General features: G+C 54.8%; 19 protein-coding genes. 9 read left to right on the plus strand and 10 right to left on the minus strand.

Annotated elements, in window-relative coordinates; all coding sequences use genetic code 11:
• Positions 1-67: 67 nt before the first annotated feature.
• Positions 68-625, minus strand: coding sequence for a lipocalin family protein (locus K334_RS14215; RefSeq protein ID WP_025879968.1), 558 nt, complete (start codon positions 623-625; stop codon positions 68-70).
• A gap of 253 nt (positions 626-878) precedes the next feature.
• Between K334_RS14215 and K334_RS0107830 the strand changes: the two genes are divergently transcribed.
• The 3 genes from K334_RS0107830 to K334_RS0107840 are packed head-to-tail and all read left to right on the plus strand — an operon-like array spanning position 879 to position 3582.
• The gene (locus K334_RS0107830) at positions 879-1433 is read left to right on the plus strand and encodes a glutathione peroxidase (RefSeq protein ID WP_021589999.1); all 555 of its coding nucleotides are present in this window, start codon (positions 879-881) and stop codon (positions 1431-1433) included.
• A gap of 17 nt (positions 1434-1450) precedes the next feature.
• Complete coding sequence (trxB, locus tag K334_RS0107835) at positions 1451-2380, plus strand: thioredoxin-disulfide reductase (protein WP_021590082.1); 930 nt, start codon at positions 1451-1453, stop codon at positions 2378-2380.
• 11 nt (positions 2381-2391) lie between these two features.
• Positions 2392-3582: an anaerobic nitric oxide reductase flavorubredoxin gene (locus K334_RS0107840; RefSeq protein WP_025879964.1), complete on the plus strand. Its 1191-nt coding sequence runs from the start codon at positions 2392-2394 to the stop codon at positions 3580-3582.
• A gap of 86 nt (positions 3583-3668) precedes the next feature.
• Here K334_RS0107840 and K334_RS13725 read toward each other — a convergent pair whose 3' ends face one another.
• Complete coding sequence (locus tag K334_RS13725; protein WP_025879962.1) at positions 3669-5120, minus strand: sodium:solute symporter; 1452 nt, start codon at positions 5118-5120, stop codon at positions 3669-3671.
• A gap of 144 nt (positions 5121-5264) precedes the next feature.
• Between K334_RS13725 and K334_RS0107850 the strand changes: the two genes are divergently transcribed.
• From K334_RS0107850 to K334_RS14460, 3 genes are all read left to right on the plus strand, one after another.
• Positions 5265-6077 carry a DUF3822 family protein gene (locus tag K334_RS0107850; protein WP_025879960.1) on the plus strand — a complete coding sequence of 271 codons (813 nt, stop codon included), beginning with the start codon at positions 5265-5267 and terminating at the stop codon, positions 6075-6077.
• A gap of 39 nt (positions 6078-6116) precedes the next feature.
• A complete protein-coding gene (gene rsmD / locus K334_RS0107855) occupies positions 6117-6659 on the plus strand; it encodes a 16S rRNA (guanine(966)-N(2))-methyltransferase RsmD (RefSeq protein ID WP_021590087.1) in 543 nt (180 codons plus the stop codon).
• A 470-nt stretch (positions 6660-7129) separates the two neighbouring features.
• Complete coding sequence (locus K334_RS14460) at positions 7130-7453, plus strand: hypothetical protein (RefSeq protein ID WP_235782170.1); 324 nt, start codon at positions 7130-7132, stop codon at positions 7451-7453.
• Positions 7454-7574: 121 nt separating this feature from the next.
• On the opposite strand, the gene cls is transcribed toward K334_RS14460, so the two are convergent.
• Together cls and dnaG are read right to left on the minus strand one after the other, a co-directional pair.
• Positions 7575-8999, minus strand: coding sequence for a cardiolipin synthase (cls, locus tag K334_RS0107860; RefSeq protein ID WP_025879956.1), 1425 nt, complete (start codon positions 8997-8999; stop codon positions 7575-7577).
• Between the two features lie 16 nt (positions 9000-9015).
• The gene (gene dnaG, locus K334_RS0107865; RefSeq protein WP_021590034.1) at positions 9016-10950 is read right to left on the minus strand and encodes a DNA primase; all 1935 of its coding nucleotides are present in this window, start codon (positions 10948-10950) and stop codon (positions 9016-9018) included.
• A gap of 114 nt (positions 10951-11064) precedes the next feature.
• On the opposite strand from dnaG, the gene K334_RS0107870 reads away from it, so the two are divergent.
• Genes K334_RS0107870 through mutY form a run of 3 tightly spaced genes read left to right on the plus strand, consistent with a single transcriptional unit; the run spans position 11065 to position 13010 of the window.
• Entirely contained in the window at positions 11065-11622 is a 558-nt protein-coding gene (locus K334_RS0107870; RefSeq protein ID WP_025879955.1) for a methylated-DNA--[protein]-cysteine S-methyltransferase, read from the plus strand.
• 15 nt (positions 11623-11637) lie between these two features.
• The gene (locus K334_RS0107875; RefSeq protein WP_025879954.1) at positions 11638-11952 is read left to right on the plus strand and encodes an MGMT family protein; all 315 of its coding nucleotides are present in this window, start codon (positions 11638-11640) and stop codon (positions 11950-11952) included.
• Between the two features lie 44 nt (positions 11953-11996).
• Complete coding sequence (mutY, locus tag K334_RS0107880) at positions 11997-13010, plus strand: A/G-specific adenine glycosylase (protein WP_025879953.1); 1014 nt, start codon at positions 11997-11999, stop codon at positions 13008-13010.
• Between the two features lie 33 nt (positions 13011-13043).
• Here mutY and K334_RS0107885 read toward each other — a convergent pair whose 3' ends face one another.
• The 6 genes from K334_RS0107885 to K334_RS0107910 all read right to left on the minus strand — a co-directional run bounded on the left by K334_RS0107885 (position 13044) and on the right by K334_RS0107910 (position 18512).
• On the minus strand, positions 13044-13610 hold the full coding sequence (locus K334_RS0107885) for a GNAT family N-acetyltransferase (protein ID WP_027444788.1): 567 nt from the start codon (positions 13608-13610) through the stop codon (positions 13044-13046).
• 68 nt (positions 13611-13678) lie between these two features.
• A complete protein-coding gene (locus K334_RS0107890; protein ID WP_027444789.1) occupies positions 13679-15409 on the minus strand; it encodes an acyl-CoA dehydrogenase family protein in 1731 nt (576 codons plus the stop codon).
• Positions 15410-15472: 63 nt separating this feature from the next.
• The gene (locus K334_RS0107895) at positions 15473-16495 is read right to left on the minus strand and encodes an electron transfer flavoprotein subunit alpha/FixB family protein (RefSeq protein ID WP_025879951.1); all 1023 of its coding nucleotides are present in this window, start codon (positions 16493-16495) and stop codon (positions 15473-15475) included.
• An 8-nt stretch (positions 16496-16503) separates the two neighbouring features.
• A complete protein-coding gene (locus tag K334_RS0107900; protein ID WP_027444790.1) occupies positions 16504-17373 on the minus strand; it encodes an electron transfer flavoprotein subunit beta/FixA family protein in 870 nt (289 codons plus the stop codon).
• Positions 17374-17626: 253 nt separating this feature from the next.
• Positions 17627-17920 (minus strand): glutaredoxin, encoded by a 294-nt coding sequence (locus K334_RS0107905; RefSeq protein ID WP_025879950.1) that lies wholly within the window; start codon positions 17918-17920, stop codon positions 17627-17629.
• Between the two features lie 22 nt (positions 17921-17942).
• Complete coding sequence (locus K334_RS0107910) at positions 17943-18512, minus strand: sugar O-acetyltransferase (protein ID WP_025879949.1); 570 nt, start codon at positions 18510-18512, stop codon at positions 17943-17945.
• Between the last annotated feature and the right edge of the window lie 66 nt (positions 18513-18578).

Raw genomic sequence — 18578 nt, forward strand, 5'->3', positions numbered from 1 at the left:
GTCAAAAAAGGCCAAGAGCGGGCATGCTGTCATCGCAGCATGCCCGCTCTCGTCGTTTTCGTGGACATCATTCCTCATGGGTTGCCTTCGCGAAAGCCCCCTTCGCGCTGGCCTTCCTGCCTGTCGCGCCCCTTGTCTGCAAGCTGTCGCCCTCGGCATTGCCGCGCGTGTACAGCCCGTAATAGGGATTCCAGTTGAACGAACCATCGTAGTTGAAGCGGAAAACGATGTCGCGGTTCGTTCCATCGTCCATGTATCCACTGAAGTAACTGCCGCTCAGGCTGTAGTCGTAGATGTAGACGGGATTCCATTCGCTGTCCTCATAGCGCAGCGTGATGGTGCCGTTGTTCACCGTCCACAGGAAAGGACAGTAGCTGTAGTCCCGATATGGCGAGCGCACATCATAATCCACCTCCTCGCCGGTGCCGTCCTGATGGAAGGTGATTGTCGTGCGATAGTGGTCGCCCGTCAGCCCCCAACGGTCCTGATAGTAGGCCGACAGGCTCCCGGTCCACGTCCCGGTCAGCGTATAGGCGATTTCGTCGTCCTCGTCGCAAGAGGCAAACAGCGTCACGGTCATTGCGGCCATAAGGGCCATTGCGAGCATTGTAGTCAACTTTTTCATAATCGTATGCTTTTATGTGAATGTTCTTTCATCTTGTTTCTACGGCAAAGTTAGCCATTAAAAAGCCCGCCGCATGGAGAAAATCCATATTCGTCGATAGGGAGTTTCCTATTTGAACGGGGGACAATCCCCTAAAACCTAAATTATTATAATTATCCAACGGCGCAGTCGTCAGTCTCGTTTTAAATGCGTACTTTTGCATATTAAAATTGTATCATTTAAGTAACATTACATTTATTAAAGTATAAAAAAGATGAAAACTGTCTACGATTTCTCTGTTAAAGACAGAAAAGGTAAAGACGTATCGTTGAAAGAATACGCCAACGAAGTTCTCCTCATTGTAAACACCGCCACCAAATGCGGTTTCACCCCCCAGTACGAAGAGCTTGAGAAATTATATAAAGAGCTGCATCCCAAGGGCTTCGAGATTCTCGACTTCCCCTGCAACCAGTTCGGCCAGCAGGCTCCCGGCACCGACGAGAGCATTCACAGCTTCTGCAAGCTGACCTACGGCACCGATTTTCCACGGTTCAAGAAGTTGAAAGTGAACGGCGAAGACGCCGATCCGCTCTACAAGTTCCTCAAGGAACAGAAGGGATTCGCCGGCTGGGACGAGTCGCATCCCATCTATCCGATTCTCGACAAGATGCTTTCCGAGGCCGACCCCAACTACAAGGAGAGCGCGGACATCAAGTGGAACTTCACCAAATTCCTCATCAACAAGAAGGGCCAGGTTGTCGCCCGCTTTGAACCGACGACCAAGATTGAACTCATTGCCAAGCAGATAGAAGAACTTCTCGAAGCTTGATTCACCCCCCGAACAATATGAAAACAAAACTTTTAATCATAGGTAGTGGCCCCGCAGGCTACACCGCGGCCATCTATGCCGGTCGCGCCAACCTGCAGCCGGTGCAGTATTGCGGCATTCAGATGGGCGGCCAGCTCACCCAGACAACCGAAGTAGAGAACTTTCCAGGCTATCCCGACGGCGTGGACGGCAACCAGATGATGATGGAACTCCGCCGCCAGGCCGAGCGTTTCGGCGTCGAAATGCACGACGGATCCATCGTTTCGGCCGACTTCAGCCAACAGCCTTACCGCTTCAAGACCGACAGAGACGAGGAGATTGAGGCTGAAAGCGTCATCATCGCGACCGGCGCGACGGCCAAATATCTGGGACTTCCCGACGAACAGAAGTACATGGGACAAGGCGTGAGCGCCTGCGCCACATGCGACGGCTTCTTCTACCGCAAGAAGGTGGTGGCCGTCGTTGGCGGCGGCGACACTGCCTGCGAAGAGGCCAGCTATCTGGCAAGCCTCTGTTCCAAGGTCTACATGATTGTCCGCAAGCCCTATCTGCGTGCTTCCGACGTCATGAAGAAGCGCGTCGAGAACATCGAAAACATCGAAATACTCTACGAAACCAACACTTTGGGCCTCTTCGGAGACAATGGAGTGGAAGGCGCCCACGTGGTATATCGCAAAGGCGAGGCCGACGAGAAGGCCTACGACCTGGCCATCGACGGCTTCTTCCTGGCCATCGGCCACAAGCCGCAGACCGACCTCTTCAAGGGAGCGGTCGATCTTGACGAGCAGGGATTCATCAAAGTGTCGGGCCACAGCCAAGCCACCAACCTCCCCGGCGTGTTCGCGGCGGGCGACGTGTGCGACCCCCACTACCAGCAAGCCATCGTTGCAGCCGGTACCGGTGCCAAGGCTGCCCTCGACGCACAGGAATTCCTACTCAACAAATAACTCAACACATCATGACTAAACAGATAACAAACAACATTTCATGGGTCGGCAAGATCGATTGGGAGCTGAAACGCTTCCATGGCGACGAACTTTCCACCCTCCACGGCTCCAGCTACAACTCCTTCCTCGTCAGAGACGAGAAGACCGCGCTCATCGACACCGTATGGCAACCCTACGACAAGGAGTTCGTAAGCCGACTGAAACGGGAGATCGACCTGCACCAGATAGACTATATCATTATGAATCATAATGAGATAGACCACAGCGGGGCACTCCCCGAACTGCTGCGCGAGATTCCCGGCACCCCCATCTACTGCACGAAAAAGGGCGAAGCCATCCTTCGCGGCCACTATCATCAGGACTGGAACTACGTCAACGTGAAGACGGGCGACACGCTCTCGCTGGGCAAGGCCACCCTCACGTTCATCGAAGCGCCCATGCTCCACTGGCCCGACACGATGATGACCTATGTCGACACCGAGCAGATACTCTTCTCCAACGACGTTTTCGGTCAGCATTTTGCCAGCGAATCACTTTACGACGATTGTGTAGATGACTACGAAGTGTTGTATGAGGCAAAGAAATACTATGCCAACATCATCAACACCTACAGCAACATGGCCCTCCGCAAGGTGAAGGAACTGAAGGCAATGAACCTCCCCATCAAGCTGCTTTGCCCCAGCCATGGCATCATTTGGAAGAAGAATCCGACCACCATCATCGACCTTTACCTCCAATGGGCCAGTGGCTACAGCGAGAATCAAATCTCCATTGTCTACGACACGATGTGGCAGTCGACCCGCCTGATGGCCGAATCCATCGCCGAAGGCATTCTCAAGGCCGACCCAAGCGTCACGGTGAAACTCTTCAACGCGGCTCATGAAGACAAGAACGACATCCTCACGGAGATGTTCCAGTCGAAGGCAGTGCTCGTAGGGTCGCCCACCATCAACTTCGGTTTCTCATACGCCATCGCCGGAATCTTGGAGATGGCACGCGGAATGAAGTTCAAGAACAAGAAGGCCGCGGCCTTCGGGTCATACGGTTGGAGCGGCGACGCGCCCAAGATGATTGGCGAACACCTTCAGGAGGCAGGTTTCGAACTGGTCAACGAAGGTATCAAGAAGCTCTGGGTGCCCGACGAGGCAACCCTTCTTGAGTGCATAGAATATGGCAAGGACTTTGCCTTGCAGACGAAATAAGCATTCAAACAACAAGCAAGAAAGCCGGGAACGGACCTCACGGGTCGGTTTCCGGCTTTCTTTTTTACAGAGCCTGTGGTCTGAAATCATTGTCTGACAACCGTGACAGCCCCTTTCCCACGCAGGAAGAGGCCCGACAGCCACAGCCCGACGAAGGTCAGCAGACCGTTCAACATCAAGAGTTCGTAGCCGAACCGATAGCCTGTGGCCGCCGACACCAGCCCGTCGAGCGCAAAGCAGAGTAGCGGCGAAGCCACGGCAACGAAAGGCACCCAGGCGTCCTTGGGCTGACGGCGCGTAAAGAGGCCGAAGGCGAAGAGTCCCAGCAGCGGGCCGTAGGTGTAGGAGCAGAGGATGTAGATGGCGTCGATGACGCTTGTACTGTTGAGCACCTTGAAAACCAGGATGAAAACGACGAACAGCAAGGCTATCCCGAAGTGCGCGCGCTTGCGCAGCCGCTCGTCGTCGGGCCGCTCGCAGACGTCCACGCAAAAGCTGGTGGTGAGCGCGGCCAGCGCACTGTCGGCACTGGAGAAGCTGGCCGCCACGATACCGATGGTGAACAGCACCACGACCAGTTCGCCCAAGCGCCCCGTGGCGGCGAACATCGGCAGCAGGTCGTCGCCCATTTCGGGCAAGGCCATCCCCTGCTTCCGGGCCAACATCATCAACAGAATGCCCAAAACGAGAAACAACAGGTTGGCCGGGACGAAGGCGAAGCCGTAGGTGCACATGTCTTTCTGCGCCTCGGGCAACGACTTGCACGTCAGATTCTTCTGCATCATGTCCTGGTCCAGCCCCGTCATGACCACGACGACGAACGCGCCGCTCAGGAACTGCTTCCAGAAATACTGCCGCGAAACCCAGTCATCGAACACGAACACGAGGCTGTGGACGTCATTCGCCACCGCCTCGACGGCCTGTCCGGGAGTCATTCCCAGCTGGGCGACGACCTGGAAGATAATCAATATCAACGCCGCAAACATGCAGAAAGTCTGAAACGTATCGGTGAACACCAGCGTCTTGATACCGCCCCGGCGCGTATAAAACCAGATGAGCGCCACCATCACCAGCACCGTCAAGACGAACGGCACGCCGAGGCGGTCGAGGACGAACCGCTGCAGGATGATGCAGACCACATAGAAGCGCACGGCCGCGCCCGTCATCTTGGACAAGAGGAAGAACGAGGCCCCCGTCTTGTAGGCCCGCCGCCCCAGCCGATGGCGCAGATAGGCGTAGATAGTGGTGAGATTGAGCCGATAATAGACGGGCAGGAGGATGAACGCCACCAGAAAGTAGCCGACGATGAAGCCCAGACACATCTGCAGATAGGTCATGTCGGTGCGCATCACCATGCCCGGCACGCTGACAAACGTAATGCCCGAGATCGACGCCCCCACCATGCCGAAGGCCACCATGTACCACGGCGACCGGCGGTTGGCCCGAAAAAACGTTTCATTGTCGGCCTTGCGGCCCGTCAACCGACTGAAAATCATCAGCAAACCAAAATAACACAAAACGGTAACGATAATGAGCATGGCTTATATATCTGTCAGAAAAATAAACAAAACAGCAGCAAAAGTACAATATTCGCGGCGTTTTCCGCCGCTTTAGACACACATTAACAAAGATTCAAAGTAAAATTTGGCATTATCAAAAAGATGAACTAATTTTGCAATCACATGCAGAATAAAGCTTACAACATATTAAACAACAGGCTGACCATCCGCATTAGCCAGAGCTTCATGTCGTTCGCCGTGGCCAACCAGGCGTCGGCGGTAGGCATTGAGTACGAGCCTTATACGGTTAAAAACGGCATTTCGACCGCGGCCAACCTGCGTGAAGCTTTCAACGAGAGCGCTTTGCTCGGCATGGGATTTACCAAAGTGCAGGTCATGATCGACGCGCCGGTGCTGCTGGTGCCTGTCGAGGAGTTCGATGAAAGCCAGAAAGAAACGCTTTATTCACATGCCTTCACCCGCATGGGCAACGACCTCGTCATCCATGCCATCCTCCCCAACGAGAACGCCGTCGCGCTGTTCCCACTCAACAAGGACCTGAACGTGGTCATCAACGACCATTTCAACGACATCCGGATACTGCCGCTCATGCAACCCGTGTGGAGCTACATGCACCATCGCAGCTTCAGCGGCAGCCGAAACAAGCTCTACGCCTATTTCCACGACCACAAAGTGGAGGTCTTCGGCTTCAGGCAGAACCGCTTCAAGTTCTGCAACCATTATAAAATCGTGACGCCATTCGACGCCTCCTATTTCATCCTTTACGTGTGGAAGCTGCTGGGCATGGACGCCCGCAACGACGAACTCCACGTCTTCGGCAGTATCAACGAACGGGAGACGCTGCTCGCCGACCTGAAGAAATGCCTGCAAAGCGTCTATGTCATCAACCCCGAAGCCGAATTCAACCGTGCTCCCATCACCAAAATCAAGGGCCTGCCCATGGACGTCAGCATACTCTTCCTGAAAGGACGATAGAAGAACCGCCGCCCCACAGGCCACCATCAACCAACAAACATGAGAATCATCACCGGGAAATACAAGGGACGCCATTTCGACATCCCACGAGCGTTCAAAGCCAGGCCCACCACCGACTTTGCCAAAGAGAACATCTTCAACGTCATGACGGGCTATCTCGACTTCGAGGGCGCCCACGCGCTCGACCTCTTCGCCGGCACGGGCAGCATCAGCCTGGAACTTCTGTCGCGAGGATGCAGCCAGGTGGTCAGCGTAGAGGCCGACCGCGACCATGCCGGTTTCATCCGCCAGTGCTTCGAAAAGCTGAAGGATGACAACTGCGTGCTCATCCGTGGCGACGTCTTCAGGTTCATCAAGGGCTGCCACCAGCAGTTCGACTTCATCTTCGCCGACCCTCCCTACGCGCTGGAAACGCTGTCCAGGATTCCCGACCTCGTGCTGCAAAGCGGCCTGTTGAAGCCCGACGGCGTCTTCGTCTTCGAGCATGGCAAGCAAAACGACTTCAGCCAGACGCCCGGTTTCATCGAGCACAGAGCCTACGGAAGCGTCAACTTCTCCATCTTCCAAGTGCCGACAGAATGACACAGGCCCGCCCATGCCGCCGACCCCTTCACCTTCAGGACATAAGGACATGTTTTTCATGCCGTGGTTGGAAAGCCATAAGAATATAAGGACAGGATTCTTATGTTCTTATGGCTTCGTACTACTTTTTCAAAAGCCATCTTCTTAGCCTGTCAAAGGCCAGCTTTAGGTCTCTGAAAAGACTGCTTTTACAACGTCAAAGAGCAGCAATCAGAAGTCCAAAGGGCAGCTATTTGAAAAGAAAAGGATGAAGGCAAAAAATAGCGGTACATAAAAAAAACGCTGTTTATGGCCTACAAAACAACAAAATCAGTAGAAAATATCCAAAAGATACTGTATCTTTGCCATTAATATAAAAGCCAAATACAACATTTATCTAATAACTTAAAACTTAAATTCATGAAAACAAAACATTTCCCAACCACATTGTTAGCATTAGTTCATATATAAGAAATCAATATAATTACAATATGAAAGCGAAATTATGGGCAATTTCTGTAGCTATATTGGCTATTCTCACTTCTTGTGGGCCTACGGATAATTTTGGTTATCCATCCAAAGTTACATTTGGAAGGGAAGGAGGAACGAAAATCTGTTCGGGAACAAGTAGTTTTTACTACGTAGGGATTAATAATTATGATGGAAATGGAAGTCGTATTCCTCAGCAGGGAGAAAACGACACACTTGTAGCCACATATGAGTGGCTGACCGTTAAATATAGAATAGGTATGGACTCACACATAAAAATAATAGCAGAGCCCAATACTACAGGAAAAAACGAACCTTATATATAGATGGAGCAGTAAATAACTTCTCTGCGGACATCAAGGTTGTACAGAATAAATAAAACCAATCAAAGTGATGAAGCCCCAAAAAGCTTCATCACTTTTTAAATGCCCATACGACAAGTTCTCTTCACAGCAGCGGCGAGAGCAGTCGGATGATACTTTCCCAGAGGCGTTGGAGGAAAGGCGTGTGCAGCAGGTCGCGCACTTCTTCTATCGAAAGGCTGTCGGCCTGGTCGTCGAGAAATATCTGCTTGATTTTCAACGCCATGTCGCGGCTGTAGAAGAAGGCGTTGGCCTCGAAGTTGTTCTCGAAACTGCGGAAATCGACATTGGTGCTGCCGCAGCTGCAAATGAAGTCGTCGGACACCAGCAGCTTCGAGTGGTTGAAGCCCTTGTCGTAGAAATACACCTTGACGCCGGCCTCGATGACCTCCATCACATACGACTTGCTGGCCCACTCCACCAGGATGGCGTCGCAGTGCATGGGTATCATCAGCCTCACGTCAATGCCCGCCACGGCTGCCGTGCGCATGGCGAAGAGTATCGGTTCGGTCGGCAGGAAGTAGGGCGTCTCCATATAGACGTAGCGTTTGGCTTCGAGCAGGATGCGCACGTAGCCCTGCATGATGTCGGGCCAGGGCTGGATGGGGCTGCTCGTCACGATCTGGCCGAGACAGTCGTTGTCGATGGCGGGGTCGAGTTCGGGATAATACAGGCGCGAGGTGACGAGTGTGCGGTCGACGAAATACCAGTCGATGAGGAACGAGCGTTGCAGGGCATAGACCAAGCCGCCCTCCAGCCGCATGTGGGTGTCGCGCCAGGGCTGATGCTTGCGCCCACGCAGGTAGCGCATGGCGATGTTCATGCCACCGATGAAGCCCACCTTGCCGTCGATGACGCATATCTTGCGGTGGTTGCGGTAGTTCACCTTGCCCGTGAAAGCCGGGAACTTCACCGGCATGAACGAGCGCACCTCCACCCCACCGGCCCGCATGCGGTCGAAGAAGCGGTTTTTCACCTTCCAACTGCCCACGTCATCGTAGATGACCCGCACCTCCACGCCCTCCCGGGCCTTGTCCATCAGCATGTCGGCGAGCAGCCGGCCCAGCGCGTCGTCTTCCAGGATGTACGATTCCAGATGGATGTGGTGGCGGGCGGCGCCCAACTCCTGCATCAGCGTCAGGAAGAAACGGTAGCCGTCGGTATAGATGTCCACGTCGTTGTCCTTGAACGGCAACGCCATGCTTTGGTTGGCGAAGAGGCGCACCAAGGCCGCGCATTCGTCGGGAATCTTCAGGTTGCGCTGGCCGGCGAACTCCAACATGGAGCGTTTCGTCAGTTGGTCGAGACTGCGCTGGCTGACCAGCCGCTCCTTGCGGGTGTTCTGTCCGAAGAAGAAATACAGGACAACGCCCAGCAAGGGCAGGAAAAGCAGCACCATGAGCCACGCTATCGTCTTGGCCGGTTGCCGTCGGTCCATCAGCACCGTCACCATGGCCGCAACAATGGTGACGGTGTATATCGCCAAGATCGTCCAATGAAGATAGACCATAGAAGCGTCTCCTTTCTTACATGATTATATTGTTGCCCAACTGCCGGGCCAGCGCGTTGCGTATCATCTGCATGTCCTTGAACTCTTCCAGCAGCTTCATCATGCGGTCGTGGTCGGCGGCCGCCAACGCGATTTCGCGCTGCAAGTCCTTGAGTTTCTGCTCCACATAGTCCATGCGGAAGTCCAGAATCAGGTGAACCACGCGCTGGCGCAGGGTTTCTTCCGTCTCTACCGGCTGCTGGCTCTCCGACAGTTTGAACTTGTCGGTGCTCATGTCCACGGCCAGTTGGCTGATGGCGATGTCGTGATGGTGCACGAAATAAGGCTCGGCCTCGAAGCCGTCCTGTCCGCTGCGGGCCACCGCCTCGTCCAATATCTTGTTGTAGGCCGGCGTGTGGAAGTAGAGTCCGTCGGCCGAGAGCGTGTAGTGGATGTACTGGGCCAGCGTCAGGTCGATGAGCTTGCCCTCATTGTCCTCCACATGGTCGAAGATGACCTTCTCGCCATGGCGGATGACCAGTTGGATGAGCAGCTGCTCCACCTTGCCGGCCTGCTGCATGGGCGTGGCGGGCTGCAAGGGTTGCGGCGGTGCGGCAGGCTGCCGTTCGGCCTCGCGCAGCTGTGCCTTCTGGTCCTGGCTCTTTCCTTCGCGTATCATGCGGTTCATCGTGTTGATGAGTGTCCGCTCGTTGATGTCGAGACGGGCCATGCTGTCGTGGATATACGTGTCGCGCAGAATCTGGTTGGGGATGACCGAGATGGACTTGACGATGGAGTTGATGGCTTCCGAGCGGCGCAGCGGGTCGCTCTCGTTGTCGAGCAGGAGGTTGGTCTTGAAACGGATGAAGTCGGTTTCGTGCTCCTCGATGTAGGCCCGGAAGTCACTTGCCGTATGCTTGCGGGCGAAACTGTCGGGATCTTCGCCCGCCGGCAGCAGCAACACCTTGAGGTTCATGCCCTCCGAAAGCAGCATGTCGGTGCCTTTCAGCGCCGCGTGAATGCCCGCCTCGTCGTTGTCATAAATCATGGTGATGTTGTTGGTGAAGCGGCGGAGCATGTGAATCTGGGCCAGCGTGAGGGCCGTTCCCGAGCCGGCCACCACGTTTTCAATGCCACTCTGGTGCATCGAGATGACGTCAGCCTGGCCTTCGACCAGATAGACGCGGTCGTTTTTGGCCATGGCTTTCTTGGCCTGATAAATGCCGTACAGCTCATTGCCCTTGTGATAGATTTCCGAGTCGGGCGAATTGACGTACTTCTGATTGACTCCCTTGGTGCGTGCGTCGAGCACACGAGCCGTGAAACCGACCACGCGGCCGCTGTTGCCTATCCACGGAAAGACCACGCGACCGGCATAACGGTCGATGAGTTCGCCACGGTCAGTCTGATAACAGATACCTGTCTTCAGCAGAAACTCGCCCTTGTAACCCTGGGCCAAGGCCGTCTTGGCCAAGGCATGGCGGTCGGGAAGGTCGTAGCCGAGGTGGAACTTCTCGATGATGTCGTCGCGGAAACCACGGCTCCGGAAATACTGCATGCCCACGGCCAGGCCGTCGACATCGTGGTGAAGAATGTTCTGAAAGTACTTTTCGGCCCAATCGTTGATGATGAACATGCTCTCGCGCTCGCCCTGCTCGCGCCTCTCCTCGTCGGTCAGCTCACGTTCTTTGATCTCAATGTGGTATTTGTTGGCCAGCCATCGGAGGGCTTCGGGATAGTCCATCTGCTCATGTTCCATGATGAACCCCACGGCGTTGCCCCCCTTGCCGCAACCGAAACAATGACAGGTGCCTCTCGACGGCGACACGTAGAACGACGGGGTCTTCTCGTTATGGAACGGACACAGCCCTTTATAATTGATGCCGCTCTTGTGGAGCGTTACAAACTCAGATACTACGTCCACAATATTGGCGGCGTCCTTGATACGGTCTATCGTCTGTCTGTCGATCATAGTTGCAAAGATACACGAAAACAAACGAACCGCAAGCGAAAAAGGTGCTTTTAATACTTGGCCCGTTTGAAGATTCTATGTATTTTTGTCAAGCGAATCACATCCAATCAAGTCATGTCAGAATTTACAGTCATGGAGAATCAAAGCCATACGTGTGTCCACCATCTGTCATCTTACAGCTCGCCGCTGGGCGTCATCACACTGGCAGCCGACGGGAAAGGGCTCGTCGGACTATGGTTTGAAGGGCAGAAACATTACGGTCGTGGACTGTCCGACAACCGTCAGGCTGTCGACACGCCGCCGATTCGCCAAGCCCGGCAGTGGCTCGACCTGTATTTCAGCGGTCGATCCGTCGACTTCACGCCCCCACTCCACCTTGTGGGCACCGATTTTCAGCTGGCCGTGTGGCACGAGCTCCTGGCGATACCCGCAGGACAGACCGTCACCTACCGGCAGATTGCGGCCAGGATAGCCCGCCGGAAGGGCGTCGACAGCATGTCGGCCCAGGCGGTGGGCAATGCCGTTGGCCACAACCCCATCTCCATCATCATCCCCTGCCACCGGGTGTTGGGCACGGACGGCAGCCTGCGGGGCTACGCAGGGGGATTGGAACGCAAGGAGTGGCTGCTCCGACATGAAGGCGTCACACTGCCGTCGGAACCTCATCAATGACTGACAGACCATCGAATGCAAGTTGACACAAGGCTTTTCCGCCAGAGCGTGACGGACATCGTGCGGGCCATTCCGCCGGGACGGGTGCTCACCTATGGCCGCATTGCGGTCCTGACAGGCTTTCCCAGACACGCCCGGCTGGTGGGACGGGTGCTCCACGGCATGGAAACGGCCGACATCCCGTGCCATCGAGTGGTCGACGGAACAGGCCGGACTGCGCCCGGTTGGCACGAACAAACCGAAATGTTGCGGCACGAAGGCGTGCGGTTCAGGCCGAACGGACGCGTAGACTTGAAGGCTTCGCTGTGGCGACTCGACGAATTGATATGAGCCGAAAGGCCATGGCGAAGTGGACATGGAGGCCTACTTGAACAATGAAAAAGAAACAAAGCATTTTTACAGAGATACTTTTAAGGTGGTTCGGGGAGAACGGCCGCGATTTGCCGTGGCGCAACACGAGCGACCCCTACGCCATCTGGCTGAGCGAAATCATCCTACAGCAGACCCGCATTGCCCAAGGCACCGACTACTGGCTGCGCTTCATGGCCAAATGGCCTACGGTGGAAGACCTTGCCAAGGCGTCGGAAGACGAGGTGTTGCGCCTGTGGCAGGGGCTCGGCTACTACTCCCGGGCCCGCAACCTGTATGCGGCGGCACGGCAGATTGTGGCCTTGGGGCGGTTTCCCGATACGATTGAAGAAATCGGAAAGCTGAAAGGCGTGGGCGACTACACGGCAGCGGCCATCGGAAGTATCGCGTTCGGGTTGCCGGCCGCGTCGGTCGACGGCAACTTCCATCGTGTCCTTGCCCGCCATTTCGGTATCGACACCCCCATCAACTCCACCGAAGGCAAAAAGCTCTTTGCGGCGCTGGCCCAGGAACATCTGCCCCACGAAGCGCCGGCCATGTACAACCAAGCCATCATGGACTTCGGCGCCATCCAGTGTACGCCCGTCAATCCCAAATGCGTCATCTGCCCACTGGCCGAGACCTGTGTGGCCGTGAGGATGGGAAAGACGGCGGAGTGGCCCGTGAAACTGAAAACGGTAAAGGTGAAGGAACGCCGCCTGGCTTTCTATTATGTACGCAGCCAGGGACGAATCGCCATCCACAAGCGTGGCGGCGGCGACATCTGGCAGGGACTGTGGTGTGTGCCGGAAGCGGAACATCTGGCTGCGGAATGGAAAGGAGCAGCCCGATTGTTGCGTCGGGACGTGAGGCACATCCTGACACATCGCATATTACTGGCCGACTTCTTCCTGCTCGACACCTCAAAGAAGCCATGCCTTCCTCCAGATTTCATCTGGATAGAGGAAGCGAAAATCGACGATTATGGGATTCCCCGCCTCATTGAAATGCTCGTCGAGGCTGTGCAGGCCGCACGGTAACGGCCGATTCTTGACCTACAGGGATTCAATTGCTTATACTTTCCGCTGCAAATGGCGCATGGGATGGGAGCCCCACTCGGCGTCATTCACGTATTCGAAGCCCAGTCGGGCATACAGGCGTTCGGCCGCGGGATTGCCCTTGTCCACCAACAGCCCCGCAGGCAGCTTCATCCGGCGGGCCTTGCGGCAAGTGGCCTTGAGCAATGCGCTGGCAACACCTTGCCCACGATGGCTTGCGGCTACGGCCAGGCTGTCTATATACAGCTCGCCAGGCTGCGTCTCGTCATCCATTGTCGAATGGTCTATGCCAAAAGCCGCCTGCGCCCCGGCGATGAAAGCCTGTCGCAGCCAATGAAGTTGCGCGCCGTCGTAGCTTACGCAGCAGCCCACGACGTCATCGCCATCCAATGCCACCAATGTGTTCGTGTAGGAATATTGCGAATCCGTAAGCTCCACAAGACTTTTCATCAAGCGATGGAAGTCGGCGAGCGTGTGGCGTGGGCCCGCGAAATATTGGCAACACTCATGATTCATGGCTTCCATGATGAGCGTTGCAATCATATCCGCCTGTTCTGGAACCGCGTTTTCTATCTGTATCATATCCGTAAAATAAAAAAGGCCGCACTCGGAAAGTACGGCCTTCGATGGTTTTATATCGGTTGGAGCGATCAGGCCTCAACTTCTTCAGTGCGTTCGGCTGCCTCGAAGCTCTTCAGGTCTTCCGCCTTGAAGGCCTGGATGTACGCGGCCTTGCCGAGAACACCCTCTTCTGTCATGCGAACATATACGTTGGCGCTCTTCTCGAAGAGTTCGGGGGCCTTGCTTGCGTCGGCCAGGATGAGCAGCGACATGATGATTTCGGCTGTCATGTCATAGAGACGGCGGGCCAGGAAGTCGTGTTCGTCCTGATTGTCGTCGGCCTTCACCTTTTCGACAGCAGCCTCATACAAGGCCACGAGCTTGGCAACACGCTCCTTCAAAGGCTTCATGCAGTCGCAAACTTCTCCCTCAAGCATTTCCTTCATGATGGAAAGGTAGGTGCCGTTGGTGATGTAGCGGACGGCTGCCACCACCTGCAACTGCGTCGTTCCTTCGTAGATGGAGAAGATGCGGGCGTCGCGGAACAGGCGCTGACTCTTGTATTCCATGATGAAACCCGAACCGCCCAGGATGGAAATGGCGTCGTAGGCATTCTGGTTGGCATATTCGGAGTTCATACCCTTCGACAACGGCGTGAACGCATCGGCCAGACGGCTGTATTGCTTCATCTCCTTGCGCTCTTCGGGCGTGAGCTTGCGGTCGCGGGCGATGTCTTCCAACGCCTTGTAGATATCCACATAGCGGGCTGTCATGTAGAGAAGCGAGCGGCCGGCCTCAAGCTTTGCCTTCATGCGGGAGAGCATGTCGTAGACTGCCGGGAACGTGATGATCTTCTTGCCAAACTGCGCACGCTCCTTGGCATAGGCCAATCCTTCGTTGTAAGCCTCCTGGGCTACGCCCACACTCTGTGCGGCGATACCCAGACGGGCGCCGTTCATCAGGGCCATCACATACTTGATGAGACCGAGTTTGCGGTCGCCGCAAAGCTCGCACTTGGCATTCTTGTAGACCAACTCACAGGTGGGGCTGCCATGAATACCCAGCTTGTGCTCGATGTGGCGCACGGTGACGCCTCCATCTCTCTTGTCATAGATGAACATGGACAGGCCTCGACCGTCGCGGGTGCCCTCTTCCGAGCGGGCCAGAACCAAGTGGATGTCGGAGTCGCCGTTCGTGATGAAACGCTTGACACCGTTCAATCGCCATGTGCCATCGGCGTCCTGAGTGGCCTTGAGCATGACGCGCTGCAGGTCGGAACCGGCATCCGGCTCGGTCAAGTCCATCGACATGGTTTCACCGGCTGCGATGCGGGGAATGTATTTTCTGCGCTGTTCTTCCGTTCCGAACTCATAAAGCGTATCGATACAAGACTGCAACGACCAGATGTTCTGGAAGCCGGCGTCGGCTGCGGAGATAACTTCCGAAGCCATGGAGAATATCACGTTGGGGATGTTCAGGCCGTCATAGCGGCGCGGCATGGAGATTCCCCAAAGTCCGGCCTTGCGCGTGGCGTCAAGGTTCTCGAATGTCTTGCTGGCATAAATCATGCGGCCATTCTCCAAGTGCGGGCCTTCCTGGTCGACGGATTCGGAGTTTGGTTCGATGATATTGGCTGCAACATCGCCTGTGATGTCGAGCATGCGCTTGTAGTTCTCGATTGCGTCCTCATAGTTTACGGGAGCGTCATCGTAGTTTGCCGCATCCTCGAAACTCTTTTCCTTCAACTCTACGACACGCTTCATCAAAGGATGGTCCAGGTGGAACGCAATTTCGGGATGGTCACTATAGTAATTTGCCATAATTGTTCTGTTGTTTTTTGATTACTGTAAACAAGCAACGACGGTCTTTCGTCAACGACCGGCTTACTTGCTGTTCTGTTTGTAATACTTGATCAGTTTGGGAACCACCTCTTCCACCGTTCCGTTGATTACATAATCGGCAATCTTGTTGATCGGTGCTTCGGGGTCGTTGTTGATGGAAATGATGATACCGCTGTCCTGCATGCCCGCGATGTGCTGAATCTGGCCTGAGATTCCGCAGGCGATGTAAACCTTCGGATGAACGGTCACACCCGTCTGGCCAATCTGACGGTCATGGTCTACCCAGCCTGCGTCTACCGCCGCACGGCTCGCGCCCACCTCGCCATGAAGTTCCTTGGCGAGTTTGAAGAGCTGGTCAAAGCCTTCCTTGCTGCCCACGCCATAGCCGCCGGCCACAACGATGGGCGCACCTTTCAAGTTGTGCTTGGCGGCCTCCACGTGACGGTCAAGGACTTTCACGGCGTATGCCTCTGCCGATACGTATTTATCTACGTCAGGATAAACCACTTCGCCTTTGGCCTGACCTTCATACAGGGCCTTCTGCATGACGCCGGAGCGGACGGTGGCCATCTGCGGACGATGGTCGGGGTTCACAATCGTGGCTACGATGTTGCCGCCAAAGGCCGGACGAATCTGATAAAGCAGGTTGTCATAGTGCTTGCCGGTCTTCCTTTCATCGTAATCGCCAATCTCCAACTGCGTGCAGTCGGCCGTCAAGCCCGACGTCAGCGAAGAACTGACACGAGGACCGAGGTCGCGGCCGATTACGGTAGCACCCAACAAGCAAATCTGGGGTTTCTCTTCTTTGAACAAATTGACGAGAACATCCGTGTGGGGAGCCGATGTATAGGGGAAGAGACCTTCACCATCAAATACAAACAGCTTGTCAACACCATAAGGAAGAATCTGCTCTTCCACCTTACCCTTAATGCCGCTGCCGGCAACTATTGCGTGCAAGTCGACACCCAGCTTATTGGCAAGTTTACGACCTTTTGTCAGCAATTCCTGCGAAACTTCCTGAACGGTCGTCCCTTCTACTTCGCAATATACAAAAACGTTATTCATAATTCTTATCAGCCAATAATCTTTTCGTCCAACAATTCTTTAACCAGACTCTCGACATCGGCGTCGCTGCCGGTGAGCGTCTTACTTTCTTTCGCCTGGAACACGATGTTCTGCACGGTCTTCACCTTCGTGGGAGAGCCCGCCAAGCCACACTGCTCATAGTCGGCTTCGCAATCGGCGATGCTCCACTGGCCCAATGTCAGGTAAGGACGGGCGTCGTACAACTCTTTCCAAGGCTCATCGCCGGTACGCTCCATCGGGCAAGCGGCATACTTGTACTTCATCACGAGCTTGGCGTTGCACGGACGGGCGGGGGCAGCGGAGCCGTTGACCGTAATCATGACCGGCAGCGGAGCCTCAACGGTCTCCACACCGCCGTCGATATGGCGACGAATCGTTGCCTTGCCATCCTCTATCTTCACAACTTCCTCTGCGTATGTGACCTGATTCAAACCGAGTTTCTGCGCAACCTGCGGACCGACCTGCGCGGTATCGCCGTCAATGGCCTGACGACCGCCTATCACCAAGTCCACATTGCCTATCTTCTCAATTCCCTTGGCCAGGAAATAGGAAGTTGCCAGCGTGTCTGCACCAGCACTCTTGCGGTCGGTGAGCAACCAACCTTCGTCCGCGCCGCGATAAAGGCCCTGACGGATGATTTCGCCGGCACGTGGAGGACCCATGGTAAGAATACCTACGGTGGTACCAGGGTGCTGGTCTTTAATACGGAGAGCCTGTTCGAGCGCGTTCAAATCTTCAGGATTGAAGATGGCGGGCAAAGCCGCGCGATTCACAGTACCTTCTGCGGTCATCGCATCTTTGCCTACGTTTCTTGTGTCTGGTACTTGCTTGGCAAGCACAACAATTTTCAAACTCATAAAAAACTTATTATATATAATTGTATGATTTGCAAAAACCGCGGGCAAAATTACTTATTTTTTGCTTGTCGACCAAACAAAATGCACAAAAACAGCCCCATTGTGCACAAAACAAACGATTTGTGCAGGTTTGCAAATGCCTATTTTATACGATGCAAAATGGCCGATGACAGACGATTTATCTCACTGCCATCGGCCGTTGCAAAGGCAATCAAGACACGCGAAATGTCCGATTGCCACCTATGAGGATTTTTCAGCAACCTGTTCCGTCGATACTGCAAGCCGGCCCGTCGGGCATGGGTTCCAAACCGGCGTCGGCAGACGAAAGCGTCACCGTGCCATCTTCCAGCACATAGCAAGGAATGCCTACGTCGCCAATCTTCTTTGCCTCGTCAAAGGCGGGATGATGGTCGCGCAAATCCAGGAATTGCTTCAGGTTGCGCACATGCTTACTGATATCTATCACTTGGAACTTGCCATTTCCTACGACCTGCTTCTCTACGTATTCGCAATACGGACAGGTCTCCATTACAAACATTTTGATCATACGTTTACTGCTTATTTGTTTTCTATTTATGATTCTCGCCAACTTTCTTGATCACCCGGCAGGGATTGCCCACCGCGATGGAGTTGGCCGGAATGTCTCTTGTCACCACCGAACCGGCACCAATCGTGCAGTTGTCGCCTATCGTCACACCCGGCAACACCGTCACGTTGCCCCCTATCCACACGTTGTCGCCTATCGTGATGGGCTCGGCCCACTCCCTACGGGAGTTGCGTTCAACGGGATCGGTGGAATGGCAGGCGGTGTAAAGGCTCACGTTGGGACCGATGAAGACATCGTCGCCTATCGTGACGTAGGCCTCGTCGAGCACCGTAAAGGTGAAATTGGCAAAGAAACGGTCGCCCACCCGTATATTGACACCATAGTCGCAGAGGAAAGGTTGATTGAAAAACGGCTTCTCGCCACACTTCCCGATAATCTTGCGGATGGCCGCCTCACGCTCTTCCAGCCGCGTCGGCTGAATCTGGTTATACGCTCTGACCGCGTCTTTCGTCAGGTTGAGCACACGGATTATCTCAGGATCGTCGGCCTGATACTCCTCGCCACTCACCATTTTCTGCCATTCGGTCTTCATTTCCTTGGTTTTATTGATAGACTACAAAGTTACGATAAACCATGAAAAAGCCACCCGATTTTTTTA

The organism is Segatella baroniae DSM 16972 = JCM 13447 (assembly GCF_000426585.1).
Taxonomy (GTDB): domain Bacteria; phylum Bacteroidota; class Bacteroidia; order Bacteroidales; family Bacteroidaceae; genus Prevotella; species Prevotella baroniae.